Here is a 17,166-nt window from a genome sequence, read left to right on the forward strand (position 1 = left end):
ATTCTCAGTGCGGGATGGCAAAGCCGCAAGAGAGGGTATCATGCATCGAGTGATCGTGTTGGCGGCGTTGGGTCTGGGTGCGGCGGCAGTCGCGGCCGTCGTCGCCGGTCCCGCAATGAGCCGCGTGGAGCAGCCGGACTTTCGCATCGAGAAGCAGGATGGCGCGGTTGAAGTTCGCGCCTACGGGCCGTTGATTGCGGCTGAGGCGGAGGTGAGGGGCCCGCGCCGTGAGGCCATAAACGAGGGCTTCCGGCTGATCGCGGCTTACATTTTCGGCGCCAACCAGCCGAAAGCGAAGATCGAGATGACCGCACCGGTGGAGCAGCAGAAGCAGAAGATCGCCATGACGGCCCCGGTCACCCAGCAGGGCGGGAGCGCGCGCGACGGGGACGGGCGGGAGAGCTGGACGGTCCGCTTCATCATGCCGAAGGCCTGGACGATGGAAACGCTGCCCGCGCCGTCCGATCCGCGCGTCCGGCTGGAGCCGATCCCGCCGCGACGTTTTCTCGCGATCCGCTTTTCCGGCTTCGCGGGCGACGACGCCATTCGGGAGAAGACCGACGAGCTTCGCCGCTATGCCGAGACGCATGGCCTTGCGATCAGGGGCGAGCCGGTGCTGGCGTTTTACAATCCGCCGTGGACGCTGCCCTTCATGCGCCGCAACGAAGTGATGTTCGAGCTTGCGAACGGCGCGACGGGTTAGAACGCCGGGAAGCCAAGCGCAAAGGCGGACACGGAAAGGGCCGGTTCTGCCCGGCCCTCATTTAGATGATTGCGATGTGATGGGCGAACGCCCGCGCAGCCTTAAGCCCGCTCGTCCACGATGATCGCCGACGACGTGCCAAGCGCCGCCACGACCGCGCCCACGATGCCGCTGGCATTCAGCCCCGCCGCCTCGTACATCGCTTCCGGCTTGCCGTGGTCGATATACCTGTCGGGGAGCGTCAGCGGGCGCACCTTGAGGCCGTGATCGAGCAGACCGTCGCGGGCGAGGAATTCGAGCACCTGCGAGCCGAACCCGCCACACGAGCCCTCCTCCACTGTGATGAGAACCTCGTGATGGCGCGCAAGCTGGCGGATGAGATCGAGATCGAGCGGCTTCGCGAAGCGCGCATCCGCAACCGTGGTCGAGAGACCCATCGCGGCGAGCTTGTCCGCCGCCTTCAGGCTTTCATGCAGGCGCGTGCCGAGAGAGAGGATCGCAACCGTCGATCCTTCGCGCACGACGCGTCCCTTGCCGAGCGGCAGCACCGAGCCTTGCGCCGGCATCTCGACGCCATAGCCTTCGCCGCGCGGATAGCGGATCGCGCTCGGCCGGTCGTTGATGGCGACCGAGGTCGTGACCATGTGCTTCAGTTCCGCCTCGTCCGACGGCGCCATGACCACGAAGTCGGGCAGGCAGCATAGGAAAGCGAGGTCGAACGTGCCCGCGTGAGTCGCGCCATCGGCACCGACGAGGCCCGCGCGGTCCAGCGCGAAGCGCACCGGCAGGTGCTGCACGGAAACGTCGTGGATGAGCTGGTCGTAACCGCGCTGCAGGAAGGTCGAGTAGATCGCGCAGAACGGCTTCAGCCCTTCGGTCGCCATGCCCGCAGCGAACGTAACCGCGTGCTGCTCGGCGATGCCGACGTCGAAGGTGCGCTCGGGAAATTCCTTCTCGAAAAGGTCGAGGCCCGTGCCCGACGGCATCGCCGCGGAGATGGCCACGATGGTGTCGTCCTTGCGGGCTTCTTCGATCAGGCTCTCGGCGAAAACCTTCGTGTAGCTCGGCGCGCTCGCCTTGACCTTGTCCTGAGCGCCCGTGATGACGTTGAACTTCGTCACGCCGTGGTACTTGTCCGGCGCCTTCTCGGCCGGCTCGTAACCCTTGCCCTTCTGCGTCACGCAATGAATCAGCACGGGGCCCTTGTGCGCGGAGTCGCGAACATTGCGCAGCACGGGCAGCAGGATGTCGAGGTCGTGGCCGTCGATCGGGCCGACGTAATAGATGCCAAGCTCCTCGAACAACGAACCGCCCGTAAACAGGTGGCGCGTGAATTCCTCCGCGCGGGCCGCACGGCGCTCCCAGATTTTGGGCAGGCGCTGAGCCATGTTCTTGGCGATGTCTCGCACCTTGAGGAAGGTTTCGGACGAGTGCATCCGCGCGAGATAGTTTGAGAGCGCGCCCACCGGCGGCGCAATCGACATGTCGTTGTCGTTCAGAATGATGATGAGCCGCGCGTCCATCGCGCCCGCGTTATTCATGGCTTCGTAGGCCATGCCCGCGCTCATGGAGCCGTCTCCGATGACGGCGATGACGTTGCGACCGCCATCCTCGCCTTTCAGATCGCTCGCGACAGCCATGCCGAGACCGGCCGAGATGGAGGTGGACGAATGGCCGGCTCCAAAGGGATCGTATTCGCTTTCCGAGCGCTTGGTGAAGCCTGACAGGCCCCCCGGCTGGCGAAGCGTGCGGATACGGTCGCGGCGGCCCGTCAGGATCTTGTGCGGATAAGCCTGGTGACCGACATCCCAGATGAGGCGGTCGTGCGGCGTATCGAAGAGATAATGAATCGCAACCGTCAGCTCGACAACGCCAAGTCCAGCGCCCAGATGCCCACCCGTCACCGAAACAGCATCGATCAGTTCGGTGCGGAGTTCATCCGCGACCTGCTGAAGTTGATCGGCATCTAGTTGACGAAGGTCCTGCGGAAACTTGATCTTGTCAAGGAGCGGGGTACGGTTGCTGATTGTCACTTAAACACTTCCTTCAGAGTCCTTGGCCCGGTAACGTATGCCGTTTGGGCCACAAAGCCACGCAATTTTTCGTCGCAATTATGGAAGCTGGCGTCATAATTGCTCCGATGCAACACGGCAACAGAATTGCGCATTCAATATGCCGGGACGTATTTTGCTTTTTTGTTTAAAATCGCGTCACTCATGCGAAAAATTTACCGGCCGCCACGATGCATAACGAAAAGCTGTTTTCATGCCAGCATGATGCCTCTGCGGCATTAAACCTCGGAATCCAAAGGCGCGGTACCCGTCGGCTGCCCCTGGGCGCCAAGCGTGATGCGCTCCACCTTCATCTCGGCGCGCCTCAGGAGCTGGTCGCAATGCGCGCGCAGCGCCTCGCCGCGTTCATAGATGTCGATCGATTGCTCCAGTTCCACATCGCCCCGCTCAAGACGGGTCACGATCTGTTCGAGTTCCTTCAAGGCAGCCTCGAAGCTCATGGCCTTGATGTCTGCAAAGGCGGGGCGGGTTGCTTCCGTCTGAGCCGAAGCCGGTTCACCTGGCATTGCCATTCCTCAAAACGATTCCAGCAGTATCTTGACATGCGCCGCGGCAGATTGGCCGAGCGCGGAAAGATCGTATCCCCCTTCGAGAACCGAAACGACCCGTCCGCCGCACCGTTCCCGCGCCACGTCCACAAGTTTACGTGTCACCCAGGCGTAATCGGCTTCGGTAAGGTTCAGGTTTCCCAGGGGATCGGAGCGATGGGCATCGAAACCCGCCGAAATGATGACGAGGTCGGGAGAGAACCGGCTCAACGAAGGCAACACGACGGACTCGAACGCTTCGCGGAATTCGTCGCTTCCGTCACCGGCGCGAAGCGGCGCATTGCAGATGTTTTCCGCTTCCCCGCGCTCGGTGATGCCGCCCGTACCGGGAAACAGCGGCATCTGATGCGTCGAGGCATAGAACATGTCGGCGTGTTTCCAAAAGATCGCCTGTGTGCCGTTGCCATGATGAACGTCGAAGTCGACCACCGCGACGCGTTCCGCGCCGTGCACGGCCTTCGCGTGGAAGGCCGCCACAGCCGCGTTATTGAAAAGGCAGAAGCCCATGGCCTTCGCGATCTCGGCGTGATGACCGGGCGGCCGCGCGAGACAGAATGCGTTCGTGGCGCGCTTCTGCATCACCTCATCCACGGCATAAACAGCCGCCCCCGCCGAGCGAAGCGCAGCCTCCCAGCTTCCCGGCGAAAGCATCGTGTCGCCGTCGTCGAGCGGCACGAGTTCCGTCTTCGGCTGGTGCGTTTCGAGGAAGTCGAAATACGCGCGCGGGTGGCAGCGCACGATCTGCTCGGGCGTGGCAAGCGGAGCTTCGACCGTCAACAGATCCTGAAACGAGGGGTGCGAAAGCGCCCGCTCGATGGAACGGATGCGATCGGCTCGCTCCGGGTGCCACTCCCCCGTGTCGTGTTGGAGGAAAGAGCTATGCGTGACGAGAAGAGTGGACATGGCCTTCGGGTCAACCGGGGTTCTTGCCGACTAGCGCCTTCAGCGAGACAGGCGGCACGCTGTCTTCGGGTATAAAGAAGTCCGGCGCAAGGTCTTCGCTCGGGTCGATGCGATAATGATCGAATTCTCGCTTGCCGTTCTCCCACAGCAGAGTGTCATCGATGCAGAAATTTCCGGTGAACTCGCGCGACGGCTTCGTCAGGATGAGACACGCGGCGTCGGCAAGGATGTCTGCCTTGCGGCTCGCGCGGATTAGCCTGTCCCCGCCGAGGAGATTGGCTACGGCGGCGGTGGCGATGGTTGTTCTGGGCCACAGCGCGTTGACAGCGATCCCCTCGCGCTTCAGTTCCTCGGCAAGTCCCAGCACGTAAAGGCTCATGTTGTATTTGGCGACAGTGTAAGCCACATGCCCGCCGAACCAGCGCGGGTTCAGGTCGAGCGGCGGCGATAGCATGAGAATGTGCGGGTTCTCTGCCTTTTTCAGATAGGGAATCGCGGTCTTCGAGACGAGAAACGTCCCGCGCCCGTTGATCTGGTGCATGAGGTCGTAGCGCTTCATGTCCGTCTGCTCGGTCGGCGTCAGGCTGATGGCGCTCGCGTTGTTGATGACGACGTCGATGCCGCCGAAGTGCTTGGCGGCCTGATCGATGGCGGCCTGCACCTGATCTTCATGCCGGATATCGCACTGGATCGGCAGGGCCTTGCCGCCCGCATGCTCGATCTCGGCGGCGGCGGTGAAGATCGTGCCGGGGAGCTTCGGATGCGGATCGGAGGTCTTGGCTGCGATGACGATATTCGCGCCGTCCTTCGCAGCGCGAAGCGCAATCGCGAGCCCGATGCCGCGGCTGCCGCCGGTGATGAAGAGGGTTTTCTTCGTGAGCGTTCCCATGACGTGTGCCTGTGTTTATCGTTCTTGTATCATGATGGATATTTCACCACCTGCCGCGCTCTTTGCAACGGGCGGGCGAATGCTTCATTCACCGCGCGCTCTTCTGCAAAAACGCCAGGAACGCCTCCCTCGCCTCATCCGATCTCACGCGCTCCAGAAAAAGTGCGCCTTCCTCCCGCATGCGTGTCTTGAGCGGCGCGGGGTCGCCGCGAAGCAGCCGTTTCGCGATACGCACGGCTTCGCGGGGCTTCCGGGCGATTGCCTCGGCGGATGCGCGCGCGGCGGCTTCGAGTTCTTCCGCTGCGACGACATGATTGACGAGGCCCGCTTCCCTGGCCCGCTCCGCGCTGAACGGCACGCCCGCAACGAGGAGTTCGAAAGCGCGTGCGTGTCCCATGGTGTGCGGACCGAGCAGGCTCGATCCGGCCTCCGGCAGAAGCCCGAGGTCGGTGAACGGTGTGTGGAACGTCGCGCGCGCGCTCGCGAAAACGAGATCGCAATGGAACATCAATGTCGTGCCGATACCGATGGCCGGGCCGTCGACGGCCGCGAGCAGCGGCTTGTCGTGTTCCGCGAGCGCCTCGATCAGCGCGTAGGCCGCGAGCATGCCTCCGCCCTGACTCGCGGCGAGGAAGTCGGCCATGTCATTGCCGGCACAGAAGATGCCCGGGTGGCCGAGCAGGAGCGTCGCGCCGACATCGGCGTCTTCCCGCGCCGATTTGAGAGCATCGCCGAGCGCGGCATACATCGCCGACGTGAGCGCGTTCTTCTTTTCCGGGCGATTGAAGCGAACGATCTGGACCGGGCCGTCGCGTGCGACAGTCACATGCTCTGACATCGGCCTAGCGCTCCCCAAGCACTGCGCCGCCGCGCGCTACCGTTTCATGTGCGTGGATGACAGCATGTTTCAATCCACCTGTTTCGCCCATCAGACTTTCGGCGAAGTGCCGCGCTTCGAGGACGACGGCCTCGGCGTTGCGTCCGTGGCTTTCGGCGCCGCGTGTCGCCGCCAGCGCGCCTTTGGCGAGCAGTGCACCGCCCGCCGCGAAGCCGAACAGGCGCTGGAACGACGTCGCGCCCGCGAGCGCGGCGGCGCGGTTCTCTGCGAGTTGGCGCGAAAGCCATGCGCCTGTTTCTTCGAGCGCGGAAAGGCTCTCCCAAAGACATTCGCCTGTGTGGCCGAGCGCGCTCTCGTTCGAGGCGGCAACCCCGCGTGCCGTCTCTTTGAGCCCCGAGAGGAAGTCGCGGAAGGTTTCGCCGCCCGCGAGCGGGAGTTTGCGCGTGACGAGGTCGATGGCCTGAATGCCGTTCGTGCCTTCGTAGATCGGCGCGATGCGGGCGTCGCGATAGTGCTGCGCCGCGCCCGTCTCCTCGATGAAGCCCATGCCGCCATGGACCTGAATGCCTTCGGATGCCGTTTCGACGCCGAAATCCGTAGAGACCGCTTTCGCAATGGGGGTCAGCAGCGCGGCTTCGTTAGCCGCACGTTTCCTGGCGGTCGCGTCCGCCGCGCCGTGGCTGATGTCGATGGCGACCGAGGTCGTGTAGGCGATGGCGCGGGCTGCGGAGGTTTTCGCCTTCATGTTGAGCAGCATGCGCGCAACATCGGGATGATCGATGATGGCGACGGACTGATCCGCCGCGCCGCCCTCGGCAGCGCCCTGCCTGCGGTCGCGCGCATAATCGAGCGCCTGCTGGAACGCGCGCTCGCCGATGCCGACGCCCTGGATGCCGACACCGAGCCGCGCCTCGTTCATCATGGTGAACATGGCCTTCAGGCCGCCATTCGGCTCGCCGACGAGCCAGCCAGTGGCGCCGCCCCGGTCGCCGAAGTTCATGACGCAGGTGGGGCTGCCGTGAATGCCGAGCTTGTGTTCGAGTTTCGCGGCGACGACATCGTTGCGCTCGCCGGGCGACCCGTCCGCGTTCGGAATGAATTTCGGCACGACGAAAAGCGAAATGCCCTTGGTGCCGAAAGGCGCGTCCGGCAGGCGCGCGAGCACGAGATGAATGATATTATCCGTCATCGGATGCTCGCCGTAGGTGATGAAGATCTTCGTGCCGGTGAGCTTGTAGGTGCCGTCGCCTGCCGGCACGGCGCGTGTCTTCAGAAAGCGCAGGTCGGATCCCGCCTGCGGCTCCGTAAGCTGCATGGAACCGGTCCATTCGCCAGAGATGAGCTTCGGCAGGTATTGCGTCTGAAGCGCGGGCGCGCCGTGCGCAATGAGCGCGTGAACGCCCGCCTGCGTGAGCAGCGGATTGAGGCCGAACGCCATGTTGGCGCCGTGCCACATCTCCGCGACCGCCATGCCGAGTGAGACGGGAAGTCCCTGGCCTCCATGCTCTTTCGGCGCGGTGAAGCTGCCCCAGCCGGCCTCCACCCACTTCGCGTAGGCGTCCGCGAAGCCTTCGGGCATCACCACCCGGCCATCCACGAGCCGCGCGCCCTGTGTGTCGCCCGCGCGGTTGATCGGCGCCAGCTCCTCGTTCGCGAACCGCGCCGCTTCTTCGAGGATGGCTCGCGCCGTGTCCCAGTCGAGGTCTTCATAAAGCGCATCATCGATCAGCCGGGAAAACCCGGCGATGTGGTCGAGCGTGAACGCGATGTCCGCGACGGGGACGCGATAGGTCATGGAGCCTCCAGGCTGGAAAGTCGGGGTCCGCACGCCCATTCGTTTTTGCTGTTTTCCATGGGGTGCAAGATGAATACCTTAATCGGAAAAGCACTCTCATTAAACAGATTTGCTCCCGAAGAAGGTAACACTGATGATCGAGAACGCCGACAGAACGGCGATCGAAAAGGCCGCGCGGATCCTGCGCTCAGGCGGGCTCGTCGCCTTCCCGACCGAGACGGTTTACGGCCTCGGCGCGGATGCAACGAACGGCGTGGCGGTCGCGCGCATCTTCGAGGCGAAGGGGCGCCCGCGTTTCAATCCGCTGATCGTGCACGTCCCGGACGCGGATGCGGCGCGGCGCTTCGCGGTGTTCGATGCCGAGGCGGCCTCGCTGGCGGCGCGGTTCTGGCCGGGGCCGCTGACCCTTGTGCTGCCGTTGAAGCGCGATGCGGAGCATCGTTTGAGCGATCTCGTGACAGCCGGCCTCGACACAGTGGCGATCCGCGTGCCGCGCCATCGGGTGGCGCGCGCACTTCTCGAAGCAGCGGGCGTACCGGTCGCCGCGCCGAGCGCCAATATTTCCGGGCGCATCAGCCCCACGCGCGCGGCTCATGTCGCCGAAGACCTCGACGGGCGGGTCGACATGATACTCGACGGCGGCGCGGCGGACGCCGGGCTCGAATCGACCATTGTCGCGCTTCAGCCGCGCCCGACCTTGCTGCGCCCCGGTGCCGTCGCACGGGAGGATGTCGAGGCCGCGCTCGGCGCGCCGCTCGCGGACCGGCACGAAGGAGACGGCGTCACCGCGCCGGGGCAACTCGCAAGCCACTACGCGCCGAATGCGAGCGTGCGCCTCAACGCGGCTGAAGCGCGACCGGGCGAAGCACTGCTGGCGTTCGGCCCCACCGCGCCGGAGGGCGCGCTCAATCTCAGCCGCGCGGGCGACCTTCGCGAAGCGGCGGCGAACCTCTTCGCGTGCCTTCGCGCGCTCGACGCGGCAAATCCCGGCCGCATCGCCGTCATGCCGATCCCCGAAACCGGGCTCGGAGAGGCGATCAACGACCGTCTCCGGCGCGCCGCAGCGCCCAAGGGCGCGGGTGGCTGAACCGGCCGCCTCTCATCGGCGCGGCCAGTCCCGGTCCGTCGGCGCCCCGGTTCCGCGCTTTGGACACAGGCGGGCGCGTCATCCATCCCGCCAATTGTCGTGCGCGAAACGGCGGCTTATTTTCCTGAGCTGACGAGGGGCGGGAGGAAATATCGATGGCAGAGACTCTGCTTTATCTGGAAGACTTTCACATCGGAAGGCGGTTCGCCGCCGGGCCGATCCGGGTGAGCGAGGAGGCGATCATCGCCTTCGCGAAGGAATTCGATCCGCAGCCCTTTCATACGGACCCGGAAGCGGCGAAGCACACCATTTTCAAAGGGCTTGCCGCCAGCGGATGGCATACGCTGGGGCTCACCATGCGCCTGCTCGTGGAGCACGGCCCCACGATGGCGGGCGGCTGGGTCGGCTTCGGCGCGGAGGTTTCCTGGACGAGGCCGGTCCGCCCCGGGGATGAACTGTCCGTTGCCTGCGAGGTAATCGACATCACGCCCTCGGCCTCGAAGCCGAACCAGGCCATAATCACCTTTCGCATGGAGACGACAAATCAGAAAGGCGAAGCCGTACAGGTTCTGACGACCAAAAACCTGGCCTTCAAACGAGGGCACGCGCCGGAAGACAGAAAATGACAGGCTGAGTCTCGGCGGGTTGGCGGAACGACATCTGAATCTTGGCTGCAAGCGTGCTGCAAACGGATGCGGATTGTCGGAACCGGACCCCGACACAATCCACGACAAGGCGAAGATAGTCCCTATTCCTGGTGCTCGCTCACCGGAATGTCGATCGCTGCGCGTAACGCCGTCCGGGCGCGCGACAATCGCGATTTCACCGTTCCGACGGAGATATTCAGCACCGACGCCGCTTCCTCGTAGCGCAGCCCTTCCACGGCGATGAGCATCAGAACCTCGCGATGATCCTCGGAGAGTTGGAGAACCGCGTTTTGCACTTCGGACAGGACGAGGAGGTTATGCTGCTGGGGAGCGCAGTAAAGCGGCGTATCCCTCTCAAGCCCGTTGCGATAGGCGATATCGTGCTGAGCGCGCCGCTTGTCGTTTCGAAATGCGTTTTTCAGAATGACAAAGAGCCAGGCGCGCAAATTCGTCCCCGGCTGCCACGAACCGATGTTGGCGATGGCGCGGGCGAGACACTCCTGAACAAGATCGTCCGAATAGTCGGCATCGCGCGTCATGTAGCGCGCAAAACGGCGCAGGCGCGGGATCTCTGCCTTCATCGCTGCGATGGTCTCTGCGGTAGCGTCGCGATTTTCGGGCATCGGGAACAAGCGTTTCTTCGACCTTCAACAGATATAGGTGCCGAGTGTTAAGAAAGTAAGGCACCGGCTTTGCCGTCACCGGTACTACCGGAACGATCATCTATCGCGTCGTGTTGCAACTCACAAACAGCTGAACAACGAGTTAAAGGTGCAGAATGCATCCGCTCCGGCGTTACTGGGAGAGTGAATCATGACCGATGTCATATTGGAGGGCAAAGACGCCGATGGCGGACACGTTCAGCCGCCTAGGGAGCTGGACACTACGAAATTGCCGGACCCTGAAGCTTTGCCTGAGCTTCGCATCTACAGCCGGTCGACCATATTCTATTGGTGGCCGATCTGGCTCAGCGGTTACATCGCAGCGGCGACCACCTATCTCGGAGGAGAAAAGGTTGCGCTTGCAAACGGCACCGAGATCTACATTCACCCCAACACCGGGCTCGGCCTGACCTTCATGGTGATCCTTGCGCTAGTCATGATGCTGACGAACGTCAAGCTGCGCGGCATCTATTCCGTGGTATTCATATTGTCGGGCGCGTTCATCACGGTGCTGTTGGGATGGCTTGGGTGGTGGGACCGGATCTTCTCATTCATTCCGCAGCTCACGGTCTTCATGAATTTCGGCTTCTATTTCATTTTCTCGACGCTGCTTCTCGCCATATGGCTGGCGCGTTTCCTGATGTTCGACAAGCTCGTGTTCTGGCGCGTCCGTCCCGGTCAGCTCACCACGGAGCGCGTGATCGGCGGTGGCGAGCAAAGCTTCGACACCCGCGGCATGCTGTTCGAACAGCGGAGCGACGACTTCTTCCGCCACAAGATCCTCGGACTTGGATCGGCGGACCTGCTCCTGATCACGACCGGCGCGCGCAAGGAGGAGATCGACATTCCGAATGTCCTCTTCGCGGACCGCAAGATCAAGGCCATGCAGCGGCTCATCGCGATCAAGCCCGACGAAGCGCTGGCGCATACGATCAAGCACTGATCGATCGGGAGAAACGCGCGCGGCGTCTGTGTGAGCGGGCGACCGATAACCCGGCAGATGCGTTTCTTCACGACCAGCGTTGCCGCTCACAATTTTTATTAAAATTCAGCATATACTGCAAACAACGCGGGCGATTCGAATCGACGGAAGCCGCAAGAGATGGAGAAATTCCTTGATACACAAAATCCACGATTTAATTCCAGAGCACGAAGTTGCGATTTGGTGCGAACTAACTGATGGTCCTGGATTGCTTATAAATCATCCCGCTATCGGAAATCGTTTAATTCCTATTGAGAGATCCCACCTTCAAGCATTGGCCAAAGATATTTTGAATAAATACGGGCCGTATGAGTGGAGGCCTACTCCTCCTGAAAACGAATAATAAAAGAGCGGACGCCCTCTTTTTGAGCGTGCATCTTGACGCAAAAGGGATTTCCGCAATCGCGTCTCTGAATTCCTGCGGCTGACAGGAAAAACCGGCGAGGCGTCATGTATCGCCGCCATTGCGGCCAATCGTAATGACCGCGCCGGATCGCCTTTGTAATGGCGGTAGCCCGCGATCTGCACCAGTCCCTCGATGCTCACCATCGCGAGCACGCGCTGTTGAGGGAACCGGCTTCTTCAGCATGACCCGCTGAATCAAAAAAGCTCCCGCCGAGGCGGGAGCTTTGTCAGCAGTGTGACGGCCCCTCGCGGAGCCTTTTGCTGCACTTGCGGAGAAAGCTACTCGCGGCGGTCGCCGAAGAGCTGCAGCAGCGCCACGAAGATGTTGATGAAGTTGAGATAAAGGCTCAGCGCGCCAAGGATGGCGGCACGGCCCAGCGTCTCTTCTCCATACTGCGCCTGAGCGTAGTAATTATCCTTCAGCTGCTGCGTGTCGTAGGCGGTAAGGCCCGTGAAGATCAGCACGGCGAGGACCGAGATTGCGAACTGAACCGCAGTCGACCCCACGAAGATGTTCACAAGGCTCGCGATAACGATGCCGATCAGGCCCATGAACAGGAACGAGCCGAACTTCGTCAGGTCGCGCTTCGTCGTGTAGCCCCAGAAGCTCACGGCGCCGAAGGTCGCGGCAGTGATGAAAAAGATGCGTGCGATCGAGTTACCGGTGTAGGCGATGAAGATACTCGAAAGCGACAGCCCCATCAGCGCTGCGAACAGCCAGAACACGGCTTGCGCGGTTGCCGCGCTCATCCTGTTGATCGTCGCCGAGAAGGCGAAAACCACGATCAGCGGCGCAAACATCACGAGCCACTTCACCCAGCTTTTGAAGATGACCGTGCCGAGCGAAGTCAAGCCGACGATCTTGCCGGCATCGTTGGTAATCACGGACTGGCTGTAGATCGCGTAGGCCATGACACCCGTCACGACCAGTCCGATACCCATGTAATTGAAAACGCGGATCATGTACGCGCGCAGACCTTCGTCAATCGCGAAGGCGTCCGTGCGCGCGCGAGCATTCACGTTATATGCTCGAGACGTGTCGTAGTCTGCCATTGTCCTCTTTGGTCCCTGACATCTTTTCTAAAAAGGTCTGCGCAGAAGGTCTTCCAGGTTTCACCCCGGACGGCCTGGAGCACGGCCTCATTGTCAGGCGGCCTGCCCTGTCGTCGCCATCCAGACGTTCACTCGGAACGCAGATATTGCGCCGGTTTCGCTGAAAGGACTTTGAATGTCCCCAACGCACCCAGCGCAGTGACGAATATGGTTTCAATCGCCGATGGCTGCAATAGCGCCGATAGCGACACAACAAAAGTTAATCCCATGACATATTTCACGATAACCCACGCTGCCAAAAGCCCAAGCGCGGCTGCGACCGCCGAAAGGCAGGCCGCAAGCATCAGGTATTCAAGAAGATGCGCCGTTATGACGCGGCGTTTACTGGCCCCGAGCGTGCGCAGCACGACCGCTTCGTAGATCCGCCGCCGTTGGGCCGTGAGAAGAGCGCCCGCGACCACCAGCGCGCCCATGATGAGCGTGATGCTGCCAGCGGCACGCACCGCCGTCATGATTTTCTCGAATACGCCGTTGAAGGCGGCGAGGGCGTCGCGCACGCGGACGGCGGAGACTGAAGGATAAGCGCCCGCGACGGCCTTCATCACCTCGGCTTCGCCCTTGGCGTCGGGCGTTTTGCCTTCCGGCCATGAAAGCGTCGCGAGCCAGGTGAACGGCGCGGCCTTGAGCGCGTTCGGCGAGAAGATCATGACGAAGTTGATGTCGATCGAACCCCACTTCACACTGCGGAAGTTGGCGATCTTCGCCTGCAAGTTGCGGCCGAGCACGTTGACCGTCACCATGTCGCCGATCGCAAGCCCGAGCGCCTTGCCGATCTCCGCCTCGAAGGAAACGAGCGCCTCGCCATTATGGTCGGCGGGCCACCAGGCGCCTTCGGTGATTTGCGAACCCGACGGCACAGCGTCAGAATAGGTGATGCCGCGGTCGCCGTTCAGCACCCACTCGGCAGACGATGGAGCCTTGATCTGCTCGACCGGCACCCCCTTCAGCGCAACGAGCCGCCCTCGCAGCATCGGCGCTGTGGCGATGCGCGCGTCTGGCGTCTTTTCCTCCAGCAGATCCTCGAACGCGGCGAGGCTTTGCTTCGGGATGCCGATGAAGAAATAGCTCGGCGCGTGCTCCGGCAGCCGCGTCTTGAGTTCGTTCGTGAGCGATGCATCGACAAGCGAGACGGCGGTCAGCAGCGTCAGCCCCGCGCCGAGCGAAAGCGCGATGGTGCGCGCGAGACTGGCCGGCCCCGCGATATTCGCGAGCGCGAGCGCCACTTCAGGCCGCTTCGGCCTCGGAAGCCGCGCGGCAAACCGGCGTATACCCGCGCCGATAAACCAAAACAACACGAAAACCGCGAACAGGGCGGCAGCCGTAACGGCGGCGATCTTCTGGTTCTGCGACAGAAGAATGCCTGAGGCGGCGAGCAGCGCCACCGCGCCGAGCGAGGCGTAGCGATAGGCGCGCGGCGGAAGCCATGCCGCGTCCTCGCTGCCGTTGCGGAACAGTTCGGCAGCCCGCACCTGTTGCGCGCGCCCGAGCGGCCACAGGATGAAGGGCAGCGCCGTCAGCGCACCGAACAGCGCCGCGAGCCCGAGCGCTTCAGGCTGGAACCCCGGCTCAAGGCTCACCGGCAGGAGGGCGCTCGCCAGCCCCGCGACAAGCCACGGCACGGCGAGGGCGATTCCGAAGCCGATGAGGATACCGAGCGCGGCAAACAACGCCATCTCGATGAGAAAGACATGAAAGATCGTCCGCTGCGATGCGCCGAGCGCCTTGAACGTTGCGATGGTCCGCCGCCGCCGCTCGACGAAGGCCGAAACCGCGTTCGCCACGCCGATGCCGCCGGTGAGCATCGCCGTCAGCCCCACGAGCGTCAGGAACTCGGCGAGCCGGTCCAGCGTGTTGCGGATGCCGGGCGTGGGGTCCGATGTGTCGCGCAGGAGAAAGCCCGCCTCGGGAAACGCCGTGGACAGCGCGGCTTTGAACGTGGGCGGCGCGCCGCCTTCAATCTTGATACGATACGCCCAGCGCACGAGCGCGCCAGGTTCGGCGATCCCCGTCGCCCTGAGCGCTTCGGACGACATCAGGATGCGCGCGCCGAAGGCCGGCCCCGCCGCGAAACGATCCGGCTCCTGTCCGAGCACCGCGACGACCGGGAACGATGCCTTGCCGAGCGTGATCTCGTCGCCGAGCTTGAGGCCAAGCTGGTCCAGTATGGTGCGATCCACCGCGAGCCCGCCGCGCCGGACGGCATCGAGGTTCTTGCCTTCCTCCATCGTCACCGCGCCGTAAAGCGGATATGCGCCGTCCACGGCTTTCAAATCGACGAGCGTCTGCGCGTTCGCGTCGGGGCGACGCGCCATCGCGCGCATGGTCGCGACCTCGCTGACGCGGCCGACGCTTTCGAGGAAGGCGCGCTCGTCGGCGTTTGCCTGCCGATGGATGAGCGTCGCCTCGACGTCGCCGCCGAGCAGCAGCGTTGCGTCGCGCGCCAGCGCATCGCGGATGGCGCCTGAAAGGCCGTTGATCGCGCCGATGGCGCCCGTGCCGAGTGCGATGCAGACGAGGAAGATCCAGAAGCCCGCCACGCCGCCGCGAAGGTCGCGCAGCGCAAGGCGAAGGGCGAGCGGCAGGGCACGGCTCCGCGTGCGCGGCGCTTCCGTTTCGGTGGCAACCGTCATGCCGACGCCGTCTCCTGGATCGACGCCGCGATCCGCCCGTCATGCATGGCGACGACACGCTCGCAGCGTTTCGCCAGCGCGGGGTCGTGCGTCACAAGCACGAGCGTCGTGCCGAAGCGGCGATGCAGCGAAAAGATCAGGTCCATGATCTGGCGTCCCGTTTCTCCGTCGAGATTGCCGGTCGGCTCGTCCGCGAACAGGATCCTCGGCTCCGCGACGAGCGCCCGGGCCAGCGCAACGCGCTGCTGTTCGCCGCCGGAAAGCTGCCCCGGAACGTGATGAAAGCGGCCCGATAGTCCAACCTCGGAAAGCGCTGCCTCCGCGCGTTCGAACGCGTCGGCGCGATTGAGAAATTCGAGCGGCAGAGCCACATTCTCGATGGCCGTCATGGTCGGGATCAGGTGGAAGGACTGGAACACGATGCCGATCGAGCGGCCCCGTATCGCGGCGAGCGCATCCTCGCCAAGGGTCGTGAAATCCTCGCCCGCGACGATGACGCGGCCCGAGGTGGCGGCTTCGAGGCCGGTCATCACCATGAGCAGCGACGACTTGCCGGAACCGCTCGGACCGACCAGCGCGACGGACTGTCTTTCCGATACGGAAAGATCGATGCCGCGCAGGATGTCGACTGCGCCCGCGCGGCTTTTCAGCGTGAGCGTGACGCCTTTCAGATCAATGACCGGAGCGGCCCGGCGAGGCGCGCCAGCGTGCGGCGCTTCGGAAACCGAGGGAAATTGCAAATGAGACACCGTTTCGAGACTTCGTTGCCGCGCTTCATATGGAAAGGATTGTCGGCAATTTCGACTGCGTTCGCCGCGATTTTTGTAACCGCTTTCGTCATGCCGCCCGCGCATGCCTCCGAGCCGGAGAAGGAAATCGTGATCCTCGCGTTCGGCGACAGCCTGACGGCGGGCTTCCAGCTTCCACCCGATAAGTCTTTTCCGGCGCAGTTGCAGGCGGCGCTCCGCGCGAAAGGATATCCCGTGCGCGTCCTGAATGCGGGCGTCTCGGGCGACACGGCAGCGGACGGCGCGGCGCGGCTCGACTGGAGCCTGTCCGAGCCCGTCGACGCGGCGATCGTCGAACTCGGCGCGAACGACATGCTGCGCGGTCTCGATCTGAAGCAGACGGAAGCTTCGCTCGATGCGATCCTGAAGGCGCTCTCAGAGAAGCGGATCGAGCTTCTGGCCGCCGGCATGGAGCCCTTGCGCAATTGGGGCGAGGACTACGCCGCGAGCTTCCGCGCGATGTGGCCCCGCCTCGCGGAGAAACACCACGCGATCCTCTATCCGTTTTTCCTGAAGGGCGTCGCAACCGTGCCCGCGCTCAACCAGCCGGACGGCCTGCATCCGACAGCCGACGGCGTCGCGGTCATCGTGCGCAACATTCTGCCGGACGTGGAAAAGCTGATCGCGCGGGTGAAGGAGCAACGGTCCCGCACCCAGTGATTCAATTATTAATCGAATTGCCGATAACGGAAAAAGCCCCGCGCAGGGTTCCTGGGAAAGACTGTCCTCCAGCGAATCCCGGAGGATAGAACCATGCGCGCAGGAGAAGTCATCCCGTTTCATCGGAGCGTCTGGCCGTCGCACATCAATGTCAGCGAGGCTCCCCAGACGCAGGGTGCGGCCATCACCATCTCGCGCAACGAGACGAGTGTTTCCATCGTCGCAAGCGAAGATGAGGCGGGCGCGCTGACGATCTCCACGCCGCGCGGCCCGCTCGAAGAACAGGTCGATTGGCGCAGCCTGAAGGATTTTCCCTTCATCGAGGAAGTCACGACCGAACGAACCGCAACGGGCGAAGTCCGCAAGCTGCGCCTCGCCAAGTTCGACGATGTCGTCATCGGCGCCGATGCGCGCGGCAACGTCTATATCGACTGGCGAAGCTGA

Annotated in this window: 16 protein-coding genes; 6 read left to right on the forward strand and 10 right to left on the reverse strand. The window is 63.3% G+C overall.

The window, feature by feature from the left end; translation table 11 throughout:
• Positions 1-40 precede the first annotated feature (40 nt).
• Positions 41-703 carry an SOUL family heme-binding protein gene (locus tag EK416_RS08655; protein WP_127077101.1) on the forward strand — a complete coding sequence of 221 codons (663 nt, stop codon included), beginning with the start codon at positions 41-43 and terminating at the stop codon, positions 701-703.
• 101 nt (positions 704-804) lie between these two features.
• On the opposite strand, the gene dxs is transcribed toward EK416_RS08655, so the two are convergent.
• The 6 genes from dxs to EK416_RS08685 all read right to left on the reverse strand — a co-directional run bounded on the left by dxs (position 805) and on the right by EK416_RS08685 (position 7,748).
• Positions 805-2,736: a 1-deoxy-D-xylulose-5-phosphate synthase gene (gene dxs / locus EK416_RS08660; protein WP_127077102.1), complete on the reverse strand. Its 1,932-nt coding sequence runs from the start codon at positions 2,734-2,736 to the stop codon at positions 805-807.
• Between the two features lie 257 nt (positions 2,737-2,993).
• Entirely contained in the window at positions 2,994-3,281 is a 288-nt protein-coding gene (locus EK416_RS08665; RefSeq protein WP_127077103.1) for an exodeoxyribonuclease VII small subunit, read from the reverse strand.
• 9 nt (positions 3,282-3,290) lie between these two features.
• Entirely contained in the window at positions 3,291-4,226 is a 936-nt protein-coding gene (locus EK416_RS08670; protein WP_127077104.1) for a histone deacetylase family protein, read from the reverse strand.
• Between the two features lie 10 nt (positions 4,227-4,236).
• Entirely contained in the window at positions 4,237-5,115 is an 879-nt protein-coding gene (locus tag EK416_RS08675) for an SDR family oxidoreductase (protein ID WP_127077105.1), read from the reverse strand.
• An 88-nt stretch (positions 5,116-5,203) separates the two neighbouring features.
• Complete coding sequence (locus EK416_RS08680; protein ID WP_127077106.1) at positions 5,204-5,953, reverse strand: crotonase/enoyl-CoA hydratase family protein; 750 nt, start codon at positions 5,951-5,953, stop codon at positions 5,204-5,206.
• Positions 5,954-5,957: 4 nt separating this feature from the next.
• Complete coding sequence (locus tag EK416_RS08685; protein WP_127077107.1) at positions 5,958-7,748, reverse strand: acyl-CoA dehydrogenase family protein; 1,791 nt, start codon at positions 7,746-7,748, stop codon at positions 5,958-5,960.
• A 133-nt stretch (positions 7,749-7,881) separates the two neighbouring features.
• Between EK416_RS08685 and EK416_RS08690 the strand changes: the two genes are divergently transcribed.
• Together EK416_RS08690 and EK416_RS08695 are read left to right on the forward strand one after the other, a co-directional pair.
• Positions 7,882-8,835 (forward strand): L-threonylcarbamoyladenylate synthase, encoded by a 954-nt coding sequence (locus tag EK416_RS08690; RefSeq protein WP_127077108.1) that lies wholly within the window; start codon positions 7,882-7,884, stop codon positions 8,833-8,835.
• Positions 8,836-8,990: 155 nt separating this feature from the next.
• Positions 8,991-9,461 (forward strand): MaoC family dehydratase, encoded by a 471-nt coding sequence (locus EK416_RS08695; protein WP_127077109.1) that lies wholly within the window; start codon positions 8,991-8,993, stop codon positions 9,459-9,461.
• Positions 9,462-9,583: 122 nt separating this feature from the next.
• On the opposite strand, the gene EK416_RS08700 is transcribed toward EK416_RS08695, so the two are convergent.
• Complete coding sequence (locus tag EK416_RS08700; protein ID WP_210210990.1) at positions 9,584-10,105, reverse strand: sigma-70 family RNA polymerase sigma factor; 522 nt, start codon at positions 10,103-10,105, stop codon at positions 9,584-9,586.
• Between the two features lie 190 nt (positions 10,106-10,295).
• Here EK416_RS08700 and EK416_RS08705 point away from each other — a divergent pair, with 190 nt between their 5' ends.
• A complete protein-coding gene (locus EK416_RS08705) occupies positions 10,296-11,087 on the forward strand; it encodes a hypothetical protein (RefSeq protein WP_127077110.1) in 792 nt (263 codons plus the stop codon).
• 723 nt (positions 11,088-11,810) lie between these two features.
• Here the strand turns inward: EK416_RS08705 and EK416_RS08710 are convergent.
• From EK416_RS08710 to EK416_RS08720, 3 genes are all read right to left on the reverse strand, one after another.
• Complete coding sequence (locus tag EK416_RS08710) at positions 11,811-12,584, reverse strand: Bax inhibitor-1/YccA family protein (RefSeq protein ID WP_127077111.1); 774 nt, start codon at positions 12,582-12,584, stop codon at positions 11,811-11,813.
• A 128-nt stretch (positions 12,585-12,712) separates the two neighbouring features.
• Positions 12,713-15,274, reverse strand: coding sequence for an ABC transporter permease (locus EK416_RS08715; protein ID WP_127077112.1), 2,562 nt, complete (start codon positions 15,272-15,274; stop codon positions 12,713-12,715).
• Entirely contained in the window at positions 15,271-16,014 is a 744-nt protein-coding gene (locus tag EK416_RS08720; RefSeq protein ID WP_127077240.1) for an ABC transporter ATP-binding protein, read from the reverse strand. Before EK416_RS08720 ends, EK416_RS08715 begins: the two co-directional genes overlap by 4 nt.
• On the opposite strand from EK416_RS08720, the gene EK416_RS08725 reads away from it, so the two are divergent.
• Both EK416_RS08725 and EK416_RS08730 read left to right on the forward strand, forming a co-directional pair.
• Positions 16,015-16,722 (forward strand): arylesterase, encoded by a 708-nt coding sequence (locus tag EK416_RS08725; protein WP_127077113.1) that lies wholly within the window; start codon positions 16,015-16,017, stop codon positions 16,720-16,722. It abuts the gene before it with no gap.
• Between the two features lie 93 nt (positions 16,723-16,815).
• A complete protein-coding gene (locus EK416_RS08730) occupies positions 16,816-17,166 on the forward strand; it encodes a hypothetical protein (RefSeq protein ID WP_127077114.1) in 351 nt (116 codons plus the stop codon).

Source organism: Rhodomicrobium lacus (assembly GCF_003992725.1).
Classification (GTDB): domain Bacteria; phylum Pseudomonadota; class Alphaproteobacteria; order Rhizobiales; family Rhodomicrobiaceae; genus Rhodomicrobium; species Rhodomicrobium lacus.